Raw genomic sequence first — 25,208 nt, forward strand, 5'->3', positions numbered from 1 at the left:
CATGCCGACGCCCATTCTCGATTTCGACGCCCTCGCGCAAACGATCTCAGGCCGCACGGTGCTCTGCATCGGCGACATCATGCTGGACGAGTTCGTCTATGGCGAGGTGTCGCGGATTTCGCCGGAAGCGCCGACGCCGGTCATCGTTGCCCAGCGCAGCGAGATCCATATCGGCGGCGCCGGCAACGTCGCGCGCAATGTCGCCTCGCTCGGTGCGCGCTGCATCTTCGTCGGCCTCGTCGGCGAGGACGATGCGGGCAAGCGGCTCGCGGCCGCGCTTGCGGACCAGGCTGCCATCGAAAGCGTGCTGGTGTGCGATCCGTCGCGGCCGACCACGCGAAAGGTCCGCTTCGTCTCCGAGCATTTCTCCACCCACATGCTGCGCGCGGATTGGGAGCAGGCGCAGCCTGCTTCCGACGAGGTCGAGGCGAAGCTGATCGAGGCGATCCTGCCGCAGATCGCGCGCGCCGACATCGTGCTGCTGTCCGACTACGCCAAGGGCGTGCTGACGGCGCGGGTGATCCGCCACACCATCGACGCCGCACGAAAGCTCGGCAAGCCGGTGATCGTCGATCCCAAGAGCCTGAACTGGGCGATCTATCGCGGCGCGACGCTGCTCACGCCCAATCGCAAGGAATTTGCCGAGGCCACCCGCAGCCGCGCCGACACGCCGCAGAGCATCGTCGATGCCAGCGAGGACGTAATGCGGCTCGCCGATTGCGAGGCGATCCTCGTCACGCAAGGCGAGCACGGCATGACACTGGTGCCGCGCAACGGCGCGGCCGTTCACGTTCCGGCCGTCCCGGTGAAGGTGCGCGACGTCTCCGGCGCCGGTGACACCGTCGCCGCCGCGCTCGCGGTCTCGCTCGCGGCGGGCGCGGACTGGGACACGGCGCTGCGCGTGGCCAATGCCGCCGCTTCCGTCGCCGTCAGCAAGCTGGGCACCGCCATTGTGAGCACAGCCGAGCTGCGGCGAAAGATCCTGCCGCACGCCTATCTCGCGGCCGAGGAGAAGATCGTGCTCGAGCCGGCGGCGCTCGACGCGCAGCTCGCGGAATGGCGCACGCAGGGCTTGCGGGTCGGTTTCACCAATGGCTGCTTCGACATCCTGCATCCCGGCCACGTCAAGGTGCTGACCGCGGCGCGCGGCGCCTGCGACCGCCTGGTCGTGGGCCTCAACAGCGACGCCTCGGTGCGGCGGCTGAAGGGCGCCGACCGTCCGGTCCAGGACGAGCGCGCCCGTGCCGAGGTGCTGGCCGCGCTCGAAGCGGTCGATCTCGTCGTCATCTTCGAGGAGGACACGCCGATCGACCTGATCACCCGGATCAAGCCCGCTGCGCTGGTGAAGGGCGGCGACTACACCCTCGAGCAGGTGGTCGGCCATGAGGTCGTCGAGGCCGCCGGCGGTGTGGTCGTGCTGGTCGACATCCTCCAGGGTTTCAGCACGACGGCGCTGGTGCATCGCGCGCGGGGAGGGGCCAAGTGACGGCACTTGCCCGCGAGACGGCGAGCCAGATGCTGTGGCGGCGCCTGCGCAGCCCGGCGGCCTGGAGCGAGACCGTCGATCTGTTTGCCATCCTCACCGCGGCCTCGCTGCCCTGGTCGACGTCGCTTGCGGGCATCTTCAACGCCCTGATGCTGCTGTGCATGGTGCCGTTCCTCGACGTCCGCGCGTTCGTGCAGTCGCTCAAGCGTCCGATCTGCGTTGCGCCGATCGCGCTGGTCCTGCTCGCGCTGGTGGGAACGCTGTGGTCGGACGCCACCTGGGGCGCGCGTTTCTATGCCGTCAATCCGACCGTCAAGCTGCTCGTGCTTCCGGTCCTGCTCTATCATTTCGAGCGCTCGCGGCGCGGAAACTGGGTGTTCATCGCCTTCCTGGTGTCCTGCGCGCTGTTGTCGGTGATGTCGTGGATCGTCGCCTTCTACCCGGACCTCGCGCTGAAGAGCGACCGCGTTGAACGCGGCATCTTCGTCAAGAATTACATCGACCAGAGCCAGGAATTCACGCTTTGCGCGGTGGCGCTTGCCTATCCGATCGTGATGCTGCTGCGCCAGAAGCGCTACTGGTTCGCCGGGCTGCTCGCGGCGCTGGCGCTGAGCTTCTTCGTCAACATGGCCTTCGTGGTGGTGTCGCGCACCGCGCTCGTCACGGTTCCGATCATGGTCGGCGTATTCGCGCTGCTTCATTTGAGGTGGCGCAGCATCGCGATCATCGCGGCCGCTCTGATCGCCGGCGCCGTTCTCGCCTGGCAGGCCTCGCCGCAATTGCGCAAGACCGCCGACAGGTTTGCCGACGAGTACACGCGCTATGTTGAGAAGGGCGAGCCGACCTCGGCGGGCTTGCGGCTCGAGTTCTGGCGCAAATCTCTCGGCTTCTTCGTTGAGGCGCCGATCGTGGGACACGGCACGGGTTCAACGCGCGGATTGTTCGAGCGCGCCGCGACACCCAGCGGACAGTACCTGGCTTCCGCAGAGGTGATCGGCAATCCGCACAACCAGACGCTGAACGTCGCCGTGCAATGGGGTGTCATCGGCGTCGTCGTCCTCTACGCGATCTGGATCCTCCATCTTCTCCTGTTTCGTGGCGACGGGCTTGCCAACTGGGTCGGCCTTCTCGTCGTCGTGCAGAATATCTTCACCTCGCTGTTCAACTCCCATCTGTTCGACTTCCACGAGGGCTGGATGTACGTCATCGGCGTCGGTGTCGCCGGCGGCATCGTGCTCCAGGCACAACAGGGCGGGGCGAAGGTGGGGGAAGCCGGTTCCTGAGCGGCCGCGCGGCTGGCAAGTCCGGTCGAGATGGGTTATCAGCGCGGTCAGGTTGCACCTAACGGGATATTCATCGGTCGTCGGATGACGCGTCTATCGCATCTCACCTTGCGCAATTTTCTGATCGCGCTCCACGACCTGCTGGCGACCACCGCGGCGCTGTTCGCGGCCTTCTATCTGCGCTTTGAAGGCGGCGACGGCTTCTACGACCGCCTGCCGCTGCTGTTCCAGATCCTGCCCTACTTCCTCGCCTTCAGCGTGGTCGTCTTCTTCGTCTTCAACCTGACCACGACGAAATGGCGCTTCATCTCGCTGCCCGACGCGCTGAACATCATCCGCGTCGCGAGCGTGCTGACGGTTGCCCTCCTGGTACTCGACTACATCTTCGTCGCCCCCAATGTCCGCGGCGCCTTCTTCCTCGGCAAGGTGACGATCGTCCTCTACTGGTTCCTCGAGATCTCCTTCCTCATCGCGCTGCGCATGACCTACCGCTACTTCCGCTATACGCGGGTGCGGCGCCATGCGAGGACCGAGGATGCCGCGCCGACGTTGCTGATCGGCCGCGCCGCCGATGCCGAGGTGCTGCTCCGCGGCATCGAGAGCGGAGCGATCAAGCGAATCTGGCCGGTCGGCGTGCTGTCGCCGTCGAGCTCGGATCGCGGCCAGTTCATCCGCAACGTTCCGGTGCTGGGCGGCATCGACGATATCGAGGACGTGATCGGCGACTTTGCCAAGCGCAACAAGCCGATTGCGCGCCTCATCATGACGCCGTCGGCATTCGAGCCGGACGCGCACCCGGAATCGATCCTGATGCGGGCGCGCAAGTTGGGCGTGATCATCAATCGCATGCCCTCGCTGGAGAGCGGCGATACGCCCCGCCTCACCGCCGTCGCGGTCGAGGACCTGCTGCTGCGGCCGAGCGAGACGATCGACTATGCGCGGCTCGAAGCCCTGATCAGGGGCAAGGCGGTGATCGTCACCGGCGGCGGCGGCTCGATCGGTTCGGAGATCTGCGAGCGCGTCGTGGCCTTCGGCGCCGCGCGCCTGCTGATCGTGGAAAATTCCGAGCCGGCGCTCTACGCGGTGACGGAGACGCTGGCCGCGCAGGGCTCGGCCGCTGCGGTCGAAGGGCGCATCGCCGACATCCGCGACCGCGAGCGCATCATGCGCCTGATGGCCGAGTTCAAGCCGGACATCGTGTTCCATGCCGCAGCGCTCAAGCACGTGCCGATCCTGGAGCGCGACTGGAGCGAGGGCGTCAAGACCAACATCTTCGGCTCGATCAACGTTGCCGACGCCGCCCAGAGCGCCGGCGCCGAAGCCATGGTGATGATTTCGACCGACAAGGCGATCGAGCCGGTGTCGATGCTCGGCCTGACCAAGCGCTTCGCCGAGATGTACTGCCAGGCGCTCGACCATGATCTCTCCGCGGGCAGCGGCGGCGCCAGGCCGATGCGGCTGATCTCGGTCCGGTTCGGCAATGTGCTGGCGTCGAACGGTTCGGTGGTGCCGAAGTTCAAGGCCCAGATCGAGGCCGGCGGCCCCGTGACGGTGACGCATCCCGACATGGTCCGCTACTTCATGACCATCCGCGAGGCCTGCGATCTCGTCATCACGGCGGCGACGCATGCGCTCGGAACGCAGCGGTCGGACGTCTCGGTCTACGTGCTCAACATGGGCCAGCCGGTGAAGATCGTCGATCTCGCCGAGCGCATGATCCGTCTCTCCGGCCTTCAACCCGGCTACGACATCGAGATCGTGTTCACGGGCATGCGGCCGGGCGAGCGCCTGCACGAGATCCTGTTCGCCTCCGAGGAGCCGACCCGCGAGATCGGCGTCGCCGGCATCATGGCCGCGCAGCCGAACGAGCCGCCGATGCAGACGCTGCGCAAGTGGATCGCGGCGCTCGAGCAGGCGATCGCGCGCGACGATCGCGCCACCATCAGGACCATCCTGAAGGATGCAGTTCCGGAATTCGGGTCGACCGCGGCCTGACCATGCAGTCTCAAGGCAAGATCGTCGTCGCGAGCCAGCATTATCCGCCGGATACGAGCACGACCGCGGCGATCATGGCCGAGATTGCCTGCCGCCTTGCCGCAGGCCACGAGGTCGTGGTGCTGTCGGGCTCACCAGGCGCGCTGCCGGCCGCGCAGACCGGCCCGGGCAGGCCGCGCGTCGTCGCGATCAGGAACCGGATGGCGGGGAAGGCGGCGCTGGTGCGGCGCGGCGCCTCCGAGCTGCTGTTCGCGTCGCGTACGTTCCTCGCACTGGTCCGGGAGCTGAAGCGAGGGGACGTCGTGCTCACCGTCACCGCACCGTTCATGCTGCCTTATGCGGTGGCGGCCGCGGCAAGGCTCAAGGGCGCCCGCTCGGCGCTGATCATGCACGACCTCTTCCCCGACGTGCTGGTGATGGCGGGCCTGCTGAAGCCCGGTTCGATGGTGACGCGGACGATGCGCTTCGCCAACAACCTGATGTTCCGCGCGCTCAATGCCGTCATCACCATCGGCCGCGATGCGGAGCGGCCGCTGCTGAGCTATGCCGGCATGAGGCGGAACAAGATCCGCTTCATCCCGAACTGGGCGACGATCGCGCCCGGGCCGCGTCCGCTGTCGCCGGACAATCCGTTCCGCAAGGCGATTCCCGCGCGTTTCGTCGTCGGCCTGTCGGGCAATCTCGGCTTCACCCATGACCCGGAGATCGTGTTCGAGGCGGCGCGCCTCCTGAAGGGCGAGGCGGATATTCACTTCCTGCTCTCCGGCTGGGGCATCGGCTTTGCGCGGCTGCAGCAGTTGCAGGCGGCCGCGAACCTGCCCAATGTCTCCTTCGTGGCGCGGGTCGAGGATGCCGAGCTCGAGGCGTTTTTGGCGGCTGCCAATCTCTGGATCATTCCGTACCGGAAGGACGTTGCGGGGGTGTCGGTGCCGAGCCGGTTCTACAATCTGCTGGCGGTCGGCCGCCCCGTGGTGCTGGCGTCCGAGCCGGAGGCCGAGGCTGCGTTGACGGTGGTGGAGAACGGGCTCGGCTGGGTCGTGACGCCGGGCCGCGCCGACCAGCTCGCCGAGGCGATCCGCGCGGCGTCGCGTTCCGACGACAGTGCCATGGCGGAGCGCGCGGTGAAGGCGGCATCGAAGTTCGACCGCGCCACCGCGATGAACGCCTATGCCGCCCTGGTCGAAGAATTGTTGCGCAACCCGGACCTGTCGGAGCAACGATGAGAGAACGCAAACCGGTCGTGCTGGTCACGGGAGCGAGCGGCTTCGTCGGCGGTCATGTCGTGCCCGCCCTCGCACGTCAGGGATGGTCGGTCCGCCGCGCCGTGCGCAGACCGACCGGTGCCGACGACGAGGTCGTGATCGAAACGATCGGTCCGGAGACCGACTGGCAGGCCGCGCTCGAAGGGGTCGACGCGGTCGTCCATCTCGCCGCGCGCGTGCACCACAAGCACGAGGAGCACGCGGTCCAGCTCTACCGCAACGTCAACATCGCCGGCACGCTGCATCTGGCGCACTCGGCGGCGACGGCCGGCGTGCGCCAGTTCATCTTCGTCAGCACCGTTCTCGTGCACGGCCGCAGCAATGAGGGCCGCGCACCGTTCAGCGAGAAGGACATCCTGACGCCGCGCGGCCTCTACGGCATGTCCAAAGCCGCGGCCGAGGCGGGCTTGAGGACGCTGGCGCCAAGGGCAATTTCGCGCTGCTGACGCGCGCGGTGAGCCTCGGGCTGCCGCTGCCCTTTGCCGCGATCCACAATCACCGCGCCTTCCTGGCCGTGCAGAACCTGTCGTCGTTCATCCTGCGCCGGCTCGCCCATCCCGACCCCGCCAGCAATTTCGAGATCTTCCTGGTGGCGGACAAGGAGCAGGTCTCGACGCCCGAATTCATCGAGCGCCTGGCGAAAGCGTCCGGCAAGAGCCCGCGGCTGTTCGGCATGCCGCCGGACCTGCTCGGCACGCTCCTCACGATGATCGGCCGGCAGGATACGCACGACAACCTGATCGGTTCGCTCGAGCTCAACATCTCCAAGGCGATCGCAACCGGCTGGGAGCCGCAGGTCTCCCTCGACGAGGGTTTGCAGCTCGCGCTGTCGGCTCAGGACGCCTGAGGGCGGGAGAAGCGCCGCAGGACGAAGCCGACGGCGATTGCGCCTGCGAGCAGGCAGGCGATCGTGACCGTGATCGAACCGGCGCGCACGGTGAGGATCGCCAGCAGCGCCAGCACCAGATTGAGCGCGAACACCTCGCCGACCACCTGCGGGACCTTGAAGCCATGGTCGGTCGCGCGCTGGTAAAAGTGCGAGCGGTGCGCCGACCAGAATTGCTCGCGGCGGGCGATGCGGCGAAACAGCGTGATGGTGGCATCCGCGAGGTAATAGGCCGGCAGCAGCAGCGCCGCGGCCGGCTGCCCGTGCCAGGCGAGGTCCAGCAGGCACCAGCCGAGCAGAAGGCCGATCGGCAGGCTGCCGACGTCGCCCAGGAAGACTTTTGCGACCGGCTTGTTGAACGGTGCAAAGCCGAGCATGGCGCCGCACAGTGCCGTGGCGAGCAGGCCGGCGGACGGAGATAGGTCGCCATACCATCCGAGCAATCCGAGCGCGGCCGTTATTGGCACCACCTCCACCACCGTCATGAGGTCGAGCCCGTCCATGAAGTTGACGAGGTTCACGAACCAGACGCCGCCGATGAGAATGAGGATGCGTTCAAAAGCAAGCGGCAGGGCTGGAACGATCCGCAGCGCCTCGGGCGTCGTGAATACGACGGCGGCCACGGCTCCCGCCTGCAACAACAGACGCAGCGCGACCGGCAACGGCCTGATGTCATCGACAAGTCCGACCAGAGCGATCAGCACAGCGGAGCCGATCAGGGGCAGGGGAATCGAGCCGTGAGTCCAGGCTGCCCAGGTTGCAGCCACCAGCAGGGTGGCCGCGACAACCGCGATGCCCGCGCCTTGCGGAGTCGGAATCCTGTGTGACGAGCGTGCGTTCGGACGTGCCAACGCGTAACGTTGCAGCAGCGGCATGCTCCGCCAGGTGATGCAGGCGGAGATCAGCGCAGCCAGCACGGCTGGCGCAAGTGCGAGCAACACCAATCCCGCCGCAGGTCCCGGACCCGAGACGAACGTCGTCACTCCGGCACTCCGATCGGAGCCGACCCTTGTGCGGCCTTCTCCGCGCTGAGGATCCAGACCAGGCCGCCGATCGCGCCGACGATGAAATACACGGCGCCGAACAGCAGCGAGACGTTGACGCCCTCGCTGGCGGCAAGTCCCGCGAAGCCGAACGCCAGGCCCATCGTGGCTTCACGCAGGCCCCAGCCGGCGATCGAGATCGGCATCATCGTGATCAGCATCACCGGCGGCACGAGCAGGAAGACGTCGCTGAAGCGGACCGGAGCGGCGATCGACTGCACGACGCACCAGGCGACGACGGCGGCGAGCCCATGCACGGTCAGGGACAGGATCGCAACGATCGGCCCGCGCCTGCGGCTGAAGATCACGCGGTTCGCGATCACCGCGCAGGCGTGGATGTGATGGGTGGCCCACCACGTCTTCAGCCATTGCCATTTCAGCGCGCCGAAGACCAGGAAGCCGAGGCCGCCCGCGAGCGCCGCAAGATCGACGAGCAGCAATGCCGAGCGTCCATGCGGATCGGTGATGAGGGTGTAGCTCCACGGCAGGCTCGCGACGATGAGGATCGCGAGCGCGACGAGGCCGATCGCGCGATCGACGAAGATGGAGTAAGTGGCCGCCCGCCAGCCGGCGCCGGCGCGCGCGACCAGCCACAGCCGGACCGCATCGCCGCCGATCGCGGACGGCAGGGTTTGGTTGAAGAAGGATCCGATCACGTTGTAGCGCATGGCCCGGCCGAGCTCGAGCGGCGCACCGCATTCGGCGCTGATCTGGCGCCAGCGCAGCACGCCGACGAAGATTTGCAGGAACGTGACGGCGATCGCGATGCCGATCCAGAACAGGCTGGTTACGGTGAAGCGCGACAAAAGTTCGGACAGATCGACCTTGCGCAGCGCCAGGTAGAGCAGCGCTGCGGAAATCAGGATCTTGGCCGTCGACAGCAGGATTCGGCGCATCTCGCCCGCATGAACAGGGTTTGCGAAGATTTGAGGCAACCCGACGCCAGGCGCCGAATTAGGCCGCTTTGGTATGGTCTTGGCGCCGATCTTGCAATAGCGGTTATCATGCGCGGTTATCGTGACCCGTCATGGCGGGCGGCGGGGCTATTGCGACCCCCTCGATGCGGCGGCTAAAGAAGCGCCGCAGGCGATCGAGCTAGGGATCCCTTGGGAACAGGATGATGGATCAGGCGATTTTGGTCACGGGTGCCGCCGGCTTCATCGGCTTTCACGTCGCCCGGCAGCTGCTCGCCGAAGGTCGGCCCGTGATCGGGCTCGACAATCTCAACAGCTATTACGACCCGGCGCTGAAGCAGGCGCGGCTCGAGCTGTTGCGCAGCGATTCCCGCTTCTCGTTCGTCAAGGCCGATCTGGCCGACCGCGAGACCATTGCGGCGTTGTTTGGAGAACACGGGTTTGCCAAGGTCGTGCATCTGGCCGCCCAGGCCGGCGTGCGCTACTCGATCGAGCATCCGCAGGCTTACGCCGATTCCAATCTCCAGGGCTTTCTCAACGTGCTGGAGGGCTGCCGCAACAACGGCTGTCGTCATCTGGTCTACGCCTCGTCATCCTCCGTTTACGGCGCCAACACAAAACTGCCATTTGCCGTGCAGGACCGGACCGATCATCCGGTGAGCTTCTACGCCGCGACCAAGAAGGCGAACGAAGTGATGGCGCAGTCCTACAGCCATCTCTACCGGCTGCCGGTCACGGCCTTGCGCTTCTTTACCATATACGGCCCGTGGGGACGGCCCGATATGGCCATGTTTCTGTTCGTGAACGCGATCATGGCGGGGACGCCGATCCGGCTCTTTAACCATGGCAGGATGCGACGCGACTTCACCTATATTGACGACGTAACCCGTGTCGTGTCCAAGCTGATCGATCGGGTGCCCGCCGATGACCCGGCTGCCGCAAATGCGCCGTCTAAGGTCTACAATGTCGGCAACCACCGCCCCGAGGAGCTGATGCATGTCGTCGGACTTCTGGAGCAGGAGCTGGGTCGGACGGCGATCAAAGAATTGCTGCCGATGCAGCCGGGAGACGTTTTGGAAACGTTCGCGGATGTCGAGGACCTGATGCGCGACACCGGCTTTGCACCGTCAACGCCGATCGAGCACGGGGTTCGTAATTTTGTCACCTGGTATCGGGACTACTTCAAGGTTTGAGATGACGATGGACAAACGCATTATCCCCCTGATCATGTGCGGCGGTGCCGGCACGCGGCTGTGGCCGGCCTCGCGCGAGGTGCGCCCCAAGCAGTTCCTGCCGCTGTTCGGTTCGCGCTCGACCTTCCAGGACACGCTGCTGCGCGTCTCGGACGCCTCGCTGTTCGATCGTCCGATCGTCATCACCAATGCGTCCTATCGCTTCATGGTGCTGGAGCAGCTCGCCGAGATCGGCATCGAGGCCGACGTGATCCTCGAGCCGATGCGCCGCGACTCCGGCCCTGCGATCGCCGCCGGCGCGGTGTTCGCGCAGAACCGCGTCAGTGAGGCGATCGTGCTCGCGCTCGCCGCCGACCACGTGGTGCAGGACAAGGCCGCCTTCGTCGCGGCCTGCCGCGAAGGCCTCACCGCCGCGAGCGCCGGGCGCATCGTCACCTTCGGCGTCAAGCCGGAGCGGCCGGCGACCGAATACGGCTATATCAGCCTGGGCGAGGTGATCTCCGGTGAGGTGCACGCAATCGCGCGCTTCGTCGAGAAGCCGGACGCGGTGAAGGCGGCCGACTACGTCAATTCGGGCTACCTGTGGAACAGCGGCAACTTCATGTTCCCGGCGACCGTCCTGCTCGACGAATACCGCAAGGTCGATGCGGCGAGCGTGGAGGCGGTCTCCAATGCGGTCACCAACGCCGGCCGCGATCTCGGCTTCGTGACGCTGGAGCCCGAGGCGTTCGGTTCGGCGAAGGCGATCTCGATCGACTACGCGGTGATGGAGAAGACCTCGCGCGCGGCCGTCGTGCCGGTGTCCTGCGGCTGGTCCGACGTCGGCTCCTGGCACGCGGTTTGGGAATTGTCGGAGAAGGACGCGCAGGGCAACGCCGCGCACGGCGCCGCCGTGTTCGAGGATTCGCGCAACTGCAACGTCACCACCGATTCCGCGCTGGTCGCGCTCGAAGGCGTCGACGATCTCGTCGTGGTCGCGACCGCCGATGCGGTCCTGGTCTCGCGCCAGAAGGATGCCAACGGCCTGAAGCGCCTGGTGACCAAGCTCAAGGCGGTCGCGCCGAAGGTCACCGAGGAGCATCTCAAGGTGCATCGGCCCTGGGGCAGCTACCAGTCGGTGGACAATGGCGAGCGTCACCAGGTCAAGCGCATCGTGGTCAAGCCCGGCGGGCGGCTGTCGCTGCAGAAGCACCATCACCGTGCCGAGCACTGGATCGTGGTTCGCGGCGCGGCGCGGGTCACCGTCAACGAGACCGTGAAGACGGTGCACGAGAACGAGTCGATCTACATCCCGATGGGCGCCGTGCACCGGATGGAGAATCCCGGTAAAATCATGCTGGAACTCATCGAGGTCCAGACCGGCAGCTATCTCGGGGAAGACGACATCATCCGGATTGAAGACGACTATCAAAGGTCGTAACCAGCAGGCTCCGAATCACGCGACCCGGGCCGAAAGAGCAGTATCTTTCAGCGGCTTAAGGCCCGGAGAACGTGTAACTTTTTGAATCAAATCGTGTCCGGGCCGGAAGCTCTGCATTCGCCACAAATGTGGCGCCCGTGCTAGAAGCGGCCCGGGGATTTGCGGTTGAATCGGGGTTTGCTCAGATGAGTTCCAAAGGGTCAGCACCTGCCAAAGCAGGCTTGCGCGTCGGTGTCGTCGGCGCGGGCGTGATGGGCAGCAACCATGCGCGCGTGCTCGCGGGTCTTCCCGGCGTCACCCTCGTCGGCGTGGTCGATCCCTCGCCGACGCACCTGACGCGCACCACCGAGCTTGCCAACTGCCAGGGCTTCGAGACGCTCGACCAGCTCCTGGCCGCCGGCGTCGATGCCGTCACCATCGCAGCGCCCACCCATCTGCATCACGAGGTCGCGCTCGCCTGCATCGCCAAGAACATCCACGTGCTGGTCGAGAAGCCGATCGCCTCCACGGTCGCCGAAGGCCGTGAGATCGTCGCCGCCGCGCAAAAGGCTGGCGTCACGCTGATGGTCGGCCATGTCGAGCGCTTCAATCCGGCGGTCGCCGCGGTCAAGCAGGCGATCGCGGGTGAGGACATCCTCTCGATCGCGATCACCCGCGTCGGTCCATTCCCGCCGCGCATGTCCAATGTCGGCGTCGTCATCGACCTCGCCGTGCACGACATCGACCTGATCCGCTGGTTCACCGAATCCGACATCGTTGAGGTGCAGCCGCAATTGTCGAGCGCGGTCGCCGAGCGCGAGGACATCGCGCTGCTCCAGTTCCGCACCGCCAACGGCGTGCTCGCCCACATCAACACCAACTGGCTGACGCCGTTCAAGGCACGCAGCGTCACGGTCGCGACCCGCGGCAAATACGTGATGGGCGATCTGTTGACGCGCCAGGTCACCGAGTGCTTCGGCTTCAAGCCCGACGGCAGCTACTCGATGCGGCATCTGCCTGTCGGCCATGACGAGCCGCTGCGCGCCGAGCTGATCGCGTTCCTCAAGGCCGTACGCCACGGCGAGACGCCGGCGGTCACGGGCGATGAGGGCGTTGCCAGCCTCGAGATCGCCACGCAGTGCCTGGAGACGCCGTCGCGTCCCGCCGCGACGTCGCTCGCCCGCAAGGGTCCGCGCCGCGTCGCCGGCTGATCTCCATCCATGTCGGCTTCCCAAACTTCGCAAGACAATCAGCAAGGCGCCATGAACCAGCATCTGCGGTCCGAACCCATTCCCTTCATCGACGTCGGCTCGCAGCGCCGCCGGCTCGGCGCCTCGCTCGATGCGGCCGTCAAGCGCGTGCTCGACCATTGCCAGTTCGTCAACGGCCCTGAGGTCGCCGAGCTCGAGAAGCAGCTCGCGGCCTATTGCGGCGCCAAGCACGTCATCGGCTGCGCCAGCGGCACCGACGCGATCCTGATGGTGATGATGGCGAAGAATGTCGGGCCCGGCGATGCCGTGCTGTGTCCGTCCTTCACCTTCATCGCGACCGCCTCGCCGGTGGCGCGGACCGGCGCGACGCCGGTCTATGTCGACGTGGACGAGGCGACCTTCAACATGAGCCCGGAATCGCTCAAGCGCGGCATCGCGTCCGCCCGCAAGGCCGGCCTCAAGCCGGCAGCGGTCATTCCGGTCGACCTGTTCGGCCAGCCCGCCGATCACGACGCCATCGCCGAGATCGCAAAGGCCGAAGGCCTGTTCGTGCTCGACGACGCCGCCCAGGGGTTTGGCGCGAGCTACAAGGGCCGCAAGCTCGGCACCCTGGCGCTTGCTACCGCCACCAGCTTCTTCCCGGCAAAACCGCTCGGCTGCTTTGGCGATGGCGGCGCGATCTTCACCGATGACGACGAACTCGCGGCGACGCTGCGCAGCATCCGCGTGCACGGGCAGGGCGTCGACAAATACGACAACGTCCGTCTTGGCCTCACCGGCCGGCTCGACACCATGCAGGCTGCGGTCCTGATCGAGAAGCTGAAGATTTTTGACGACGAGATCGCTGCCCGCAACCGGGTTGCCGAACGCTATGAGCGCGGGCTCAGCAACGTGGTCACCGTGCCGCGCCTTAGCCCCGGTAACACCTCGGTCTGGGCGCAGTACACCATCCGCCTGCCCGAGGGGACCGACCGTGACGGCTTTGCCGCGGCGCTGAAGGCCCAGGGCGTGCCGACCGCGATCTATTACGGCAAGTCGATGCATCAGCAGACCGCCTACAAGCAGTATCCGGTCGCCGAGGGCGGGTTGCCGGGTTGCGAGAGCCTGTCGCAGGACGTCATCAGCCTGCCGATGCACGCCTACCTGACCGAAGCCGATCAGGAGCGAATCATCGCCGCCGTGCGCGGGGCGATTGCGGGTTGATCTTGGTTCACCTCTCCCGCTCGCGGGAGAGGTCGGCGCGAAGCGCCGGGTGAGGGTTCTCTCCTCTGGGGGAGTCTTTCTTGTTGAGACACCCTCTCCCCAACCCTCCCCCGCGAGCGGGGGAGGGAGCATACCGTCCTCGCGGTTTGCACCTAGACCTGATCTCGCCATGCTCTAAAACAGACGCATGCTCGGACGCATCTTCACGGTCGGTGGTTACACGCTGCTTTCGCGGCTGACGGGATTTGCCCGCGACATCATGCTCGCGGCGATCCTCGGCGCCGGCCCGGTGGCCGACGCCTTTTTCGTGGCGCTGCGGTTGCCGAACCATTTCCGCGCGATCTTCGCCGAGGGCGCGTTCAACGCCGCCTGGGTGCCGGCCTATGCGCATGTCCATGGCGAGCGCGGGGAGGGGGCGGCCAAATTGTTCGCCGACCGCATCTTCACGCTGCTCTTGGCTTCGCAAGTCGTGCTGCTCATCGCCGCCTGGCTGTTCATGCCGCAGGCCATGAGCATTTTGGCGCCCGGCTTCAGTGAGGATGCCGAGCAGCGCAAGCTTGCGATCGAGCTGACCCGGATCACCTTTCCCTATCTGCTGCTGATCACGCTGGTGACGCTCTATGGCGGCATGCTCAACGTGATGCAGCGCTTTGCCAGCGCCGCGGCCGCGTCGATCTTCCTCAACGTCGCGATGATGATGACGCTGGCAGTTGCCGTCTGGTTTCCGACCGCGGGCCACGCCGCGGCCTGGGGCGTCCTGATCTCGGGCTTCCTGCAATATTTCCTGCTCGCCGGCGATCTCGCCCGCCATGGCGGCCTGCCGCGCTTTGCGCCCTTGAAGCTCGACGAAGACGTTCTCGGCTTCTTCAAGGCGCTGGGGCCGGCGACTCTGGGCTCGATGGGCACGCAGGTCGCGCTGTTTGCCGACACCATCATCGCGACCTTCCTGCCCGCGGGCGCGCTGTCGGCGCTGTATTATGCCGACCGCCTCAACCAGCTCCCGATCGGCGTCATCGGCATCGCCATCGGCACGGTGCTGCTGCCGGAGATGTCGCGGCGCATCACCGCGAACGACCATGACGGCGCGATGAAGGCGCAACGCCGCGCGTTCGACTTCACGCTGCTGTTCTCGATCCCGTTCGTCGCGGCCTTCATCACCGTGCCCGATGCGATCATGCGCGCACTGTTCGCCCGCGGCGCGTTCTCCAAGGCGGATGCCGCCGCCGCCGGCGCCACGCTCGCCGCCTATGCCATCGGCTTGATCCCCTTCGTGCTGATCCGCAGCGCGGTCGCGACCTTCTATGCCCGCAAGGACACCGCAACGCCGGTGCGCGCCTCTCTGACCGGCATCGCCGTCAATGTTGCGTTGAAGGTGGCCCTGATGGGATCGCTGGCCCAGATCGGCCTCGCGCTGGCGACCGCCGTCGGCGTCTGGACCAATCTCTTGCTGGTGCTGTTCTTCGCGGTACGCCGAGGCTTCCTCGTGCCGGACCGCGCCTGGCTACTGTCGCTCGCGAAGTTCCTGCTGACCGGATTGATCCTCGCTGCGGCCTTCTTGCTGATTGCGCGCTTCAGCCCGGCCGCTCTTGCCTCCGTGCACGCCTTCCGGGACGAATTGGCTCTGGTCCTGCTGGCCGTCGGGGGCACGATCGTCTATGCGCTCGCGATCCTCGTTCTGTTCGGCCGCCGCTGGCTGATCGCGCTGGTGCGCGGCTAGGCGCCGGAGCGTAGCACTCGCCTCGAGGGTGTAAGTGACCTCCGCACATCCCTTGATTTTGCACGATTGCTGTGGTACGGTCGCCTCATGATCAAATCAGTGCGCAACATCAACTCGATGCACGTGACCCGCTTCGGCTGGGCCGTGGGAGGAGTCGCGCGCTAGGAATTCGACGACGACATCTTTCCACCAGGCCCCGCCGGCATCGGACGGGGCCTTTTGTTTGGCCACGCTCCCTGCCGGCACAACAGCAGGAGCGTCCCATGCCACCGCAACAGACTAACATCACCTCCGAGACGGGGGGGTGATGCTGCGCGGCTTCGCCTCGACCTCTCCATCGTCTTGAGCCTGCTTAAGCGATATTGGCTTGCATTTCGGGATCGGCGTCAGAGCCCGCGCGTCTCCTTGCAGGCCCTGAGTGACAGGGAACTGATGGATATTGGTCTGACGCGTGGCGAGATCGACTACTTCACGCCTGAACGCGCAGTAGACAGGCTTAGAGATGGCACGGCGGGCCTGTGGGGCCGTGGCGTGATGTAACGGACCATAAATCTCTGCCCATGCGATCCCGCGCCATTACAATAGAAAGGTGGCGATCATGACGTCACATGTTGCTATTGCTCAGGCGGACGTAGAAGTCCGGCGATTGACTGTCGATGACCTGGATCTCTTTCGCGAAATTCGCGCGGAGGCGCTTCAGAAGTACCCTCAAACGTTTGGTTCTCCTGAAGAGGACGAAGGCGGTGAAGCGATGTTGATGGCTTATCGCCATTGGCTCAGCGGCACTATTCTTGGCGCGTTTGAATCCGGGAGCTTGATCGGCGTCGCGGGCCTCTATGTCTCACCCTACAAGAGATCGCAGCACCGGGGTCAAATCTTCACGGTCTATGTAAGAGAAAACGATCAAGGGAAAGGTGTCGGAGATCGGCTCATCAAAGAGATTCTTGCCCATGCCGAGGCACGTGTCGAACAGGTACATCTTGCCGTCTTGTTAACAGCAACCGCTGCAATCAAGATCTACAAGCGGAACGGGTTCGAAGTCTACGGCACCGATCCTGGTGCCATCCGCATCGGGGATATCACGTACGACCAGTACCTTATGATGAAGAAATTCATCCGCTGAATTCGATTTGGCATGGCCTGGTCTGGTCGGAAACCGGGCGCAGCGACGGAGCGCCGAATCCTCGGACCCACGGGAAATGAGCGGACTTCAGCCTTTCCAAGCAAATTCCGCTTACGGATGAACGGTGCTTTTCCCGGCCTGCGATCAACGTTCACGCCTAAAGCCATTTGCCTTGCCACTTTTTCCACGGCAATATGCCGGCAAAACAACCATGAGAACGGGATAAAAAATGGCTGCTCCCATCAAGTTCGGCGTTGGCCAAAGTGTGCTGCGCAAGGAGGATGACGCGCTCATCCGCGGCAAGGGCCGCTATACCGACGATTACGCGCCGCAGGCTGCGCTCCGCTGCTTGATGCTGCGCTCGCCGCACGCGCATGCTAAATACACCATCGATGCGAGCCGCGCCCGTACGCTGCCCGGCGTCGCGCTGATCCTGACCGCCGCCGACGTTGGGGATCTCGGCAATCTGCCCTGCCTGTTCAATCTCGAGACCGATCCCTTCACCGGCCCGCCATACCCGATCCTCGCGAAGGATGAAGTGCGCCATGTCGGCGATTCCATCGCCTTCGTGGTCGCCGAGACCATCGACCAGGCCCGCGACGCGATCGAGGCGATCGAGGTCAAATGGAGCCCGCTGCCGGCGGTGACCGGCGTCGTCAATGCCGTGAAGAAGGGCGCGCCGCAGGTCTGGCCGGACAAGGCCGGCAACGTGCTGTTCGATGTTTCGATTGGTGACAAAGCCGCGACCGAAGCTGCCTTTGCCAAGGCGCATGCGGTCGCCGAGATCGCCATCGTCAATCCGCGCGTGGTCGCAAGCTTCATGGAGACGCGCGCGGCGGTCTGCGAATACGACGCCAAGCGCGACCATCTGACGCTGACGGTCGGCAGCCAGGGCAGCCATCGCCTGCGCGACATTCTCTGCCAGAACGTGCTGAACATCCCGACCGAGAAGATGCGGGTGATCTGCCCCGACGTCGGCGGCGGCTTCGGCACAAAACTGTTTCCGTACCGCGAATACGCCCTGATGGCGGTCGCGGCGCGCAAGCTGAAGAAGGCGGTGAAATGGGCGGCCGACCGCTCCGAGCATTTCATGGGCGACGCGCAGGGCCGCGACAACGTCACGACCGCGAAGATGGCGCTGACTGAAGACGGCAAGTTCCTCGCGATGGATTGCGACCTGATGGGCGACATGGGCGCGTATCTGTCGACCTTCGGGCCCTATATCCCGCATGGCGGCGCTGGCATGCTGCCGGGCCTCTACGACATCCAGGCCTTCCACTGCCGGGTGCGCACCATCTTCACCCACAGCGTGCCGGTCGATGCCTATCGCGGCGCGGGCCGGCCCGAGGCGGCCTATGTCATCGAGCGCCTCGTGGACGCGTGCGCGCGAAAGCTCGACATGACGCCGGACGCCATCCGCCGCAAGAACTTCATCCAGCCAAAGGCGCTGCCGTACAAGACGGCCACGGGCAAGGTCTATGATTCCGGCGACTTCGCCGCGCATCTGAAGCGCGCCATGGAGATCGCCGAGTGGAAGGAGTTTCCCAAGCGCGCCAAGGCGGCCAAGAAGCAGGGGCTCATTCGCGGCATCGGCCTTGCGAGCTATGTCGAGATTTGCGGCGTGATGGGTGAGGAGACGGCCAATGTCCGCCTCGATCCCAATGGCGACGTCACTGTCCTGATCGGCACGCAGTCGAGCGGACAGGGGCACCAGACCGCCTATGCGCAGATCGTCGCCGAGCAGTTCGGCGTGGCGCCGGAGCGCGTCCACGTCCGTCAGGGCGATACCGACGAGATCGCGACCGGTCTCGGCACCGGCGGCTCGGCTTCGATCCCGTCAGGCGGCGTCAGCGTCGAGCGCGCCACGCGCGAGCTCGGGCAAAAGCTGAAGGAGATCGCGGCGCAGGCGCTGGAAGCCAGCGCCGGCGATCTCGAGATATCGGAGGGCGTGTTGCGCATCGCCGGCACCGATCGTTCGATTTCGTTCGCCGATCTCGCCAAGCGGCCGGGCGCCGATCCGTCGAAGCTGAACGGCAGCGCCACCTTCGCCAGCGCCGACGGCACCTATCCCAACGGCACCCATGTCGCGGAGGTCGAGATCGATCCGGCGACCGGCATCATCAAGATCGTCAACTACGTGATCGTCGACGATTTCGGCAAGACGCTCAACCCGCTGCTGCTCGCCGGGCAGGTGCATGGCGGCGCCATGCAGGGCATCGGCCAGGCCTTGATGGAGCAGGTGGTCTACGGGGCCGGTGACGGCCAGCTGATCACCGCGACCTTCATGGACTACGCGCTGCCGCGGGCGGCTGATGGTCCGGACTTCGTGTTCGAGACCGCCAACGTTCCATGCAAGACCAATCCCATGGGCGTGAAGGGGGCGGGCGAGGCCGGCGCGATCGGCTCCTGTCCGGCCGTCGTCAACGCCATCGTCGACGGGCTCTGGCGCGAGTACAAGATCGACCACATCGACATGCCGGCGACCCCGGAACGGGTGTGGATCGCCATCAGCGAGCACCGTCGCCGTCACAGCCTGTAAGCCACAATCCTGCCGCGCGGGAATAAACGCCCCGCGCGGGGTTCTATCCATGGATGGATCGCGACTCCCGTGAAGCGGGTGGAGGGTCCAATCCCAAGGCATTTGCGAGTCGGAGAAACTAACCAATGAAACGGACGATGATTGTCGTGACGACCCTGCTATTGGGCGCGGGCGCCGTGATGGCGCAGCAGGAGGTCGCGGTTCAACAGGATAATCTGATGCGCTCGCAGGCCAAGAGCCTCTATACGGTCATCCTGAAGATGACCAAGGGCGATATCCCCTACGACCAGAAGGCCGCCGACGAGGCGATCGCCAATCTCGAGACCGACGTCGCCAAGATCGCCAAGACCTTCGAGGTCAATCCCAAGCAGGACGTGGTGAACGCGACCTATGGGGCCTCGCCGAAGGTCTGGAAGAACAAGGCCGATTTCGACTCCAAGATCCCGCCGGTGCAGAAGGCGATCGCGCAGGTCAAGGGCAAGATCACCGACGTCGCGAGCCTCAAGGCCGCCTATACCGCGATCAACGATCGTTGCACCGACTGCCACGAGACGTATCGGCTGAAGTTGAAGTAGCCACCTCACTTTTTTCCACGCTCGACCTCGAAGCCCGGATGAGCGCAGCGATATCCGGGAATGGTGACCCCGCATGTCGCTTCGCTCATGCGGCTCCGAGCGTTGCCTCAGCCGGCACGGCCTGCGGGAACCGGTAGTTGCTGCAGGTCCGCAGGTCGGCTAAGCTTTACTTTACGAAGAGTCTCCGTGCTCATTCGTCCTATCGCGCGACTGGCGAGCTAACGTGGAATCGACCACGGTGAAGCGCGAAGGGTTCTGACGCCGATCGCCTGGGCACCAATCTGCTGGAAAAACAGCGTGTTGAGGAGCCCGAGCATGCCGTCATTTCGCAACGAACTGTCCATCAATGATCAAGAGATCGCCGCCGCCCTTGCGGGGGAAGAGCGCCGCCAACAGGACGGCGTCGAACTGATTCCGTCCGAGAATTACACCTACCCGGAGGTGCTTGAGCTGCTCGGATCGGTCTTCACCAATAAATATTCCGAGGGATATCCGGGACGCAGATACTACGGCGGCCAGCAGTATACGGACGAAATCGAGCGCCTCGCACGCGAGCGGGCTTGCTCGCTTTTTCGTGCCGAGCACGCCAACGTTCAGCCTCTTTCCGGATCGCCGATGAATCAGGCCGTCTATCTCGGCCTGTTGGAGCCCGGCGACACCATTCTCGCCATGGACCTGTCCCATGGCGGTCATCTCACCCACGGCGCGCCGGTATCCCACATGGGGCGTTTGTTCAACTTCATTCGCTACAAGACGGCCCCGTCAAACGGCGGCGCGATAGATTTCGACGAATTGCGCGCGATTGCGCGTGAAGCGCGTCCGAAGATGGTGTTGTGCGGTTACAGCTCCTATCCGCGCGACCTGGACTATGCGGCATTCAAGAGTATTGCCGACGAAGTTGGCGCGCTCACGATGGCTGACGTGAGCCACTATGGCGGATTGGTTGCCGCGAATGTCATGCGCAATCCGCTTGATGCCGACTTCGACGTCATGACGACGACATCCCACAAGACACTGCGCGGCCCCCGGGGCGGGATCATCCTATGCCGGAAAGAAAATGCCGCTCGGATCGATGCTTCCGTATTTCCCGGTTTGCAGGGCGGACCTCACATGAACGTCGTGGCCGGGATTGCCGTGACGCTCAAGAAGGCGGCGACCCCGGATTTCAAGGTTTACGCGCGGCAGGTCTTGCGCAACGCGAAGGTTCTTGCCGGAGCGCTGATGGAGCGCGGGATGAAGCTGGTCACGGACGGAACGGACAATCACATGATGGTCGTCGATACGGCAGCGTCCGTCGGACTGGACGGGCGGGCAGCCGAGGATGTGCTTGATGCCATAGCCATCACCACGAACAAGCAAGTGATTCCGGACGATCCGCGGCCGCCGCTCAGGCCGAGCGGTATTCGCCTTGGGACACCGGCGGCGACTACGCGTGGCATGGCAGAACCCGAAATGCGTCGTATCGGCGAGTTCATTGCGGCGGCTTTGCAGGCGAACGGCAACGATGTGGTCGTCGCGCGCCTCAGGTCAGAGTGCGTCGAGATGTGCCGGGCTTTTCCTGTTCCGGGCGTGGTGTCCGGAGCAAATTCTGTTCCGAAGGCCTGACGGATCGTTCTCAGAGTGGTTATCTTCGGTCGAGCCGCCGCGGCGTTGATTCGACCTGCTGGATGCCGGCGCATCTCGCTCCCGATTGCCTCACGATGTTTGGAGTTCCAACGCGCGGCGCGGATCCTAGTCAACAGCGAGACTGGCCATGGTAAAACCCTTTCCGTCGAAGACCCACATCGGCAACCATATGCTGCATCCGGAAACGCTGATGCTGACCTATGGCTATGATCCGCAACTGTCGGAAGGCGCCATCAAGCCGCCGGTGTTCCTGACCTCGACCTTCGTGTTCAAGACCGCCGAAGACGGGCAGGACTTCTTCGACTACGTCGCCGGCCGGCGCGAGCCGCCGGAGGGGATGGGCGCGGGCCTGGTCTATTCGCGCTTCAACCACCCCAACAGCGAAATCGTCGAGGACAGGCTCGCGGTCTATGAGCGCACCGAGAGCTGCGCGCTGTTCTCCTCCGGCATGGCGGCCATCGCAACCACGATCCTCGCCTTCGTGCGCCCCGGCGACGTCATCCTGCACTCCCAGCCGCTCTATGGCGGGACGGAAACCCTGCTGACCAACACGCTTGCGCGCCTGTCGATCGGCGCTATCGGCTTTGCCGACGGCATCGACGAGGCGGCGGTCAAGCAGGCCTCGGAGGAGGCGATGGGCAAGGGCCGGGTTTCGATGATCCTGATCGAGACCCCGGCCAACCCGACCAATGGCCTCGTCGACGTCGCGATGATCCGCCGCATCGCCGACGCGATCGGAAAGGCCCAGGGGCATACGCCGATCATCGCCTGCGACAATACGCTGCTCGGGCCGGTGTTTCAGCGGCCGATCGAGCATGGCGCGGACCTTTCGCTGTACTCGCTGACCAAATATGTCGGCGGTCACTCCGACCTGATCGCGGGCGCCGCGCTCGGCGCGAAGGCGATCATGAAGGGCATCAAGGCGCTGCGCGGCGCCATCGGCACCCAGCTCGATCCGCATTCCTGCTGGATGATCAACCGCTCGCTCGAGACGCTGAGCCTGCGCATGGAAAAAGCCGATGCGAATGCGCGCCTCGTGGCGGCTTATTTGCGCGATCATCCCAAGGTGGCCAAGGTCCACTATCTCGGTCATCACGAGGAGGCATCGCCGGCGGGGCGTGTGTTTGCGAGGCAGTGCCTGGGGGCGGGATCGACGTTCTCGTTCGACATCGCCGGCGGCAAGGAGGCCGCGGTCAAATTCCTCAACGCGCTGCAAATCCTCAAGCTGGCGGTGAGCCTCGGCGGCACGGAGTCGCTGGCCAGCCTGCCGGCGACGATGACCCATTCCGGCGTTCCCGCCGACATCCGCCAGAAGATCGGCGTGCTCGATTCCACGATCCGGTTGTCGATCGGCATCGAGAACCCGTCGGATCTGATCGCGGACCTCGCGCAGGCGCTGAACGCGGCTTGAGCGGGGGGATCAAAGCGGATTGGACGCGCGGCATGCCGACATGATCGCCGCGGCAGCCTCGTTGCTCTGCGCGCCCGAGAGCTGCCGCACGAGGCAGACGTAATAGCCCTTGCTGGATGCGTTCAACAGGGAATCGCCGTTGACGACGAGCCAGTTGCAGGCGGAGCGGATGTACTGCACGGCAAGGGGCGATCGTGTATCGCGGATTGCGGACAGCTCGCATTGAGCTTGCTTTTCCATGTCGCTCTGCGCGAGCACCGGTCCGAAGAAGCAAAGAAACGCTCCGGCGGCGACGAGGCCTGGCACAACGTGCCACGGCGCGCGCGCCGATCTTCTGATGCCGGCGTCGCCGGGCCGATCGAGAACGCTGGAAACGAGCCGCACGGTGCCACTCTGGAGATTGGTGAGGCCGAAGTTTACGGCGGAACGCGCGAGGCTGGCAAGGCACGAGGTTCGGACATTCCCGCACGTTAAGGTCCTCGCCCGAATCGAAAAGGCCGGACGCTCCCTCCCTGCGTCCGGCCTTTCCGCGACGAAGCCGCGTTTTCGCTTACTTCGTCACCTGGCCGCGGATCTCGCCGCCCGGGTTCGCCGCCGTGTGGATGTTGACGTAGAGCTTGCCGGCCAGCAGATCGGCGGCCTGCGCGTCGGTCAGCGTCGCAGAGCCCTCGACCGGGCTCGACGTCGCATTCGGGATCGCGATCGCTACGCCGGCGTTCTTGCCGGCCTCGGCGGGCCCGTGGAAATGAGCGGCGGTGGCGGGGCCGGAGAGGCCGGAATAGGTCACCTTCCAGGAGAGCTTCTTGCTGGCGGCGTCATAGTCGAGATCGGCCGTTCCGGTGCCGCTGGTGGTGGTGGCGGGCACCTCGGACTTGCCGTCCAGCGTCGCCTTCAGTTTCTCCGCGCTGGCCGGGGCGGCGAACGCGACGGCAGCTCCGAGTGCCAGCGTGGCAAAAATTGCTTTGTTCATGGGTCTCTCCCTGTTGACGTCTGATTGCGGTCAACTTGCAAACAGTGCGCGCAGGAGTTTATTCCCGGATCGAGCTCAAACCATCTAAATTATTCGTGGCTGGAGCGGCCACCGGCGAATCCGTAAGTTCGGCCGATCTCCACGGGATACCTCGATGCTGCGACGAACAATTCTTGTCATGCTGATCGCTGCCGTTGCAGGCTTCGGCGTCTATTGGTGGCTGACGGCGCCGGCCGCATCGGCCGTGCCGTTGCCATCCCGGGCGCCGGATCTTGCCAACGGGCAGGAGATCTTCAATGCCGGCGGATGCTCCTCCTGCCATGCCGTGCCCAACCAGCCCGACCGCTTGCGGCTCGGCGGGGGCCTGGCGTTCGGCTCGCCATTCGGCACGTTCTACGTGCCCAACATTTCCCCCGATGCCGCCGACGGCATCGGGCGCTGGAGCGAGACCGAATTCGTCAGCGCCGTGATGCGCGGCGTGTCGCCCGAGGGCCAGCACTACTTCCCGGCATTTCCCTACACGTCCTATCATCTGGCGAAGGTGGAGGACGTTCGCGATCTCTTCGCCTATCTGAAGACGCTGCCGCCGGTGTCCGGCAGGGTGCGCGACCACGACCTGCCGTTTCCCTTCAACATCCGCCGCAATGTCGGCATCTGGAAATTGCTGTTCATGCAGAGCGGGCCGTTCGTCGCGGGCGCGACGCACTCGCCGCAATGGAATCGCGGCGCCTATCTCGTCAACGGCTTCGGCCATTGCGCGGAGTGTCACAGCCCGCGCAATCTGCTCGGCGGCATCATCACCGCGCAGCGTTTCGCCGGCGGGCCCAATCCGGAAGGCGAGGGGTGGGTGCCGAACATCACGCAAAAGGGCATCGGCGAATGGAGCGTGAAGGATATCGCCAATTTCCTGAAGACCGGCGAATTGCCCGAGGGCGACAGCGCCGGCGGCGCGATGGCGCGCGTGATCAAGAACACCTCGCAATTGTCGGATGAGGACATTGCGGCGATGGCGGATTACCTCAAGTCGCTGCCGCCGGTGGACGGACCGCCGCGCCCGAAACGCAAGGATGCTGGTTAGAGGCTAGCTCGCGCCGAACGCCTTGAAGGTGATGATGGTGAGCGTGTCCTGGATGCCGGGCAGCACCTGCACCTTTTCGTTGATGAAGTGGCCGATGTCGGTGTCCTTGTCGACGTAGAACTTCACCAGCAGGTCGTAATGGCCGGCCGTGGAGTAGATCTCGGAGGCGATCTCGGCTTCGGCGAGCGCATTGGCGACCGTATAGGACTGGCCGAGCTTGCATTTGATCTGGACGAAAAAGGGAACCATTGCAGTCACTCCGAAGGCATATCTGGCGGCTAATAGGCCAAAACC

General features: G+C 65.0%; 22 protein-coding genes, 1 pseudogene and 1 riboswitch. Of the genes and pseudogenes, 18 read left to right on the forward strand and 5 right to left on the reverse strand.

Features of this window, described 5'->3' with window-relative positions; translation table 11 throughout:
- The first annotated feature begins 1 nt into the window (after window position 1).
- The 5 genes and pseudogenes from rfaE1 (at window position 2) to ACVWW6_RS21435 (ending at window position 6,873) form a co-directional block, all read left to right on the forward strand.
- Window positions 2–1,486, forward strand: a complete 1,485-nt coding sequence (gene rfaE1 / locus ACVWW6_RS21415) for a D-glycero-beta-D-manno-heptose-7-phosphate kinase (protein ID WP_271553667.1) — start codon at window positions 2–4, stop codon at window positions 1,484–1,486.
- A complete protein-coding gene (locus tag ACVWW6_RS21420; RefSeq protein WP_271553665.1) occupies window positions 1,483–2,769 on the forward strand; it encodes an O-antigen ligase family protein in 1,287 nt (428 codons plus the stop codon). The genes rfaE1 and ACVWW6_RS21420 overlap by 4 nt, the downstream gene beginning before the upstream one ends.
- Window positions 2,770–2,853: 84 nt before the next feature.
- Entirely contained in the window at window positions 2,854–4,764 is a 1,911-nt protein-coding gene (locus ACVWW6_RS21425) for an SDR family NAD(P)-dependent oxidoreductase (protein WP_271552924.1), read from the forward strand.
- 2 nt (window positions 4,765–4,766) lie between these two features.
- Entirely contained in the window at window positions 4,767–5,987 is a 1,221-nt protein-coding gene (locus ACVWW6_RS21430; RefSeq protein WP_456681358.1) for a glycosyltransferase family 4 protein, read from the forward strand.
- Window positions 5,984–6,873: pseudogene (locus tag ACVWW6_RS21435) on the forward strand (NAD-dependent epimerase/dehydratase family protein). Before ACVWW6_RS21430 ends, ACVWW6_RS21435 begins: the two are co-directional and overlap by 4 nt.
- Here the strand turns inward: ACVWW6_RS21435 and ACVWW6_RS21440 are convergent.
- A complete protein-coding gene (locus ACVWW6_RS21440; RefSeq protein ID WP_439711373.1) occupies window positions 6,861–7,856 on the reverse strand; it encodes an MraY family glycosyltransferase in 996 nt (331 codons plus the stop codon). The pseudogene ACVWW6_RS21435 and the gene ACVWW6_RS21440 overlap by 13 nt on opposite strands.
- Window positions 7,857–7,891: 35 nt before the next feature.
- Window positions 7,892–8,851: a lysylphosphatidylglycerol synthase transmembrane domain-containing protein gene (locus tag ACVWW6_RS21445; RefSeq protein WP_271553945.1), complete on the reverse strand. Its 960-nt coding sequence runs from the start codon at window positions 8,849–8,851 to the stop codon at window positions 7,892–7,894.
- A gap of 221 nt (window positions 8,852–9,072) precedes the next feature.
- Between ACVWW6_RS21445 and ACVWW6_RS21450 the strand changes: the two genes are divergently transcribed.
- The 11 genes from ACVWW6_RS21450 (at window position 9,073) to ACVWW6_RS21500 (ending at window position 22,866) form a co-directional block, all read left to right on the forward strand.
- Entirely contained in the window at window positions 9,073–10,062 is a 990-nt protein-coding gene (locus ACVWW6_RS21450; RefSeq protein ID WP_271553944.1) for an SDR family NAD(P)-dependent oxidoreductase, read from the forward strand.
- Window positions 10,063–10,069: 7 nt separating this feature from the next.
- Window positions 10,070–11,482, forward strand: a complete 1,413-nt coding sequence (locus tag ACVWW6_RS21455; RefSeq protein WP_271553943.1) for a mannose-1-phosphate guanylyltransferase/mannose-6-phosphate isomerase — start codon at window positions 10,070–10,072, stop codon at window positions 11,480–11,482.
- A 185-nt stretch (window positions 11,483–11,667) separates the two neighbouring features.
- Window positions 11,668–12,672, forward strand: coding sequence for a Gfo/Idh/MocA family oxidoreductase (locus tag ACVWW6_RS21460; protein ID WP_456681364.1), 1,005 nt, complete (start codon window positions 11,668–11,670; stop codon window positions 12,670–12,672).
- 51 nt (window positions 12,673–12,723) lie between these two features.
- Window positions 12,724–13,875, forward strand: coding sequence for a DegT/DnrJ/EryC1/StrS family aminotransferase (locus tag ACVWW6_RS21465; RefSeq protein ID WP_039185625.1), 1,152 nt, complete (start codon window positions 12,724–12,726; stop codon window positions 13,873–13,875).
- Window positions 13,876–14,062: 187 nt separating this feature from the next.
- Window positions 14,063–15,592, forward strand: a complete 1,530-nt coding sequence (gene murJ / locus ACVWW6_RS21470; protein WP_456681365.1) for a murein biosynthesis integral membrane protein MurJ — start codon at window positions 14,063–14,065, stop codon at window positions 15,590–15,592.
- A gap of 405 nt (window positions 15,593–15,997) precedes the next feature.
- Entirely contained in the window at window positions 15,998–16,132 is a 135-nt protein-coding gene (locus ACVWW6_RS21475; protein WP_456683171.1) for a DUF1127 domain-containing protein, read from the forward strand.
- A 58-nt stretch (window positions 16,133–16,190) separates the two neighbouring features.
- Complete coding sequence (locus ACVWW6_RS21480; protein WP_271553938.1) at window positions 16,191–16,715, forward strand: GNAT family N-acetyltransferase; 525 nt, start codon at window positions 16,191–16,193, stop codon at window positions 16,713–16,715.
- Window positions 16,716–16,944: 229 nt separating this feature from the next.
- A complete protein-coding gene (locus tag ACVWW6_RS21485; protein WP_182868931.1) occupies window positions 16,945–19,254 on the forward strand; it encodes a xanthine dehydrogenase family protein molybdopterin-binding subunit in 2,310 nt (769 codons plus the stop codon).
- Window positions 19,255–19,379: 125 nt separating this feature from the next.
- A complete protein-coding gene (locus ACVWW6_RS21490) occupies window positions 19,380–19,829 on the forward strand; it encodes a cytochrome c (protein ID WP_028173227.1) in 450 nt (149 codons plus the stop codon).
- 196 nt (window positions 19,830–20,025) lie between these two features.
- A riboswitch (ZMP/ZTP riboswitch) is annotated at window positions 20,026–20,111 on the forward strand.
- Between the two features lie 33 nt (window positions 20,112–20,144).
- Window positions 20,145–21,434: a serine hydroxymethyltransferase gene (locus ACVWW6_RS21495; protein ID WP_456681366.1), complete on the forward strand. Its 1,290-nt coding sequence runs from the start codon at window positions 20,145–20,147 to the stop codon at window positions 21,432–21,434.
- Between the two features lie 148 nt (window positions 21,435–21,582).
- Complete coding sequence (locus tag ACVWW6_RS21500) at window positions 21,583–22,866, forward strand: cystathionine gamma-synthase family protein (protein ID WP_110116661.1); 1,284 nt, start codon at window positions 21,583–21,585, stop codon at window positions 22,864–22,866.
- Between the two features lie 9 nt (window positions 22,867–22,875).
- Here ACVWW6_RS21500 and ACVWW6_RS21505 read toward each other — a convergent pair whose 3' ends face one another.
- Complete coding sequence (locus tag ACVWW6_RS21505; protein ID WP_231166541.1) at window positions 22,876–23,106, reverse strand: VF_A0006 family four-cysteine protein; 231 nt, start codon at window positions 23,104–23,106, stop codon at window positions 22,876–22,878.
- On the opposite strand from ACVWW6_RS21505, the gene ACVWW6_RS21510 reads away from it, so the two are divergent.
- Window positions 23,089–23,340, forward strand: coding sequence for a hypothetical protein (locus tag ACVWW6_RS21510; RefSeq protein ID WP_171901080.1), 252 nt, complete (start codon window positions 23,089–23,091; stop codon window positions 23,338–23,340). The two genes, ACVWW6_RS21505 and ACVWW6_RS21510, sit on opposite strands and share 18 nt — an antisense overlap.
- 76 nt (window positions 23,341–23,416) lie before the next feature.
- Here the strand turns inward: ACVWW6_RS21510 and ACVWW6_RS21515 are convergent, their stop codons facing one another.
- On the reverse strand, window positions 23,417–23,836 hold the full coding sequence (locus ACVWW6_RS21515; protein ID WP_011088650.1) for a CHRD domain-containing protein: 420 nt from the start codon (window positions 23,834–23,836) through the stop codon (window positions 23,417–23,419).
- A 154-nt stretch (window positions 23,837–23,990) separates the two neighbouring features.
- Between ACVWW6_RS21515 and ACVWW6_RS21520 the strand changes: the two genes are divergently transcribed.
- Window positions 23,991–24,914: a c-type cytochrome gene (locus ACVWW6_RS21520; RefSeq protein WP_456681367.1), complete on the forward strand. Its 924-nt coding sequence runs from the start codon at window positions 23,991–23,993 to the stop codon at window positions 24,912–24,914.
- A gap of 3 nt (window positions 24,915–24,917) precedes the next feature.
- Here ACVWW6_RS21520 and ACVWW6_RS21525 read toward each other — a convergent pair whose 3' ends face one another.
- Window positions 24,918–25,163 carry an Lrp/AsnC ligand binding domain-containing protein gene (locus tag ACVWW6_RS21525; RefSeq protein WP_014493934.1) on the reverse strand — a complete coding sequence of 82 codons (246 nt, stop codon included), beginning with the start codon at window positions 25,161–25,163 and terminating at the stop codon, window positions 24,918–24,920.
- Window positions 25,164–25,208 lie beyond the last annotated feature (45 nt).

Source organism: Bradyrhizobium sp. USDA 3311 (genome assembly GCF_054062495.1).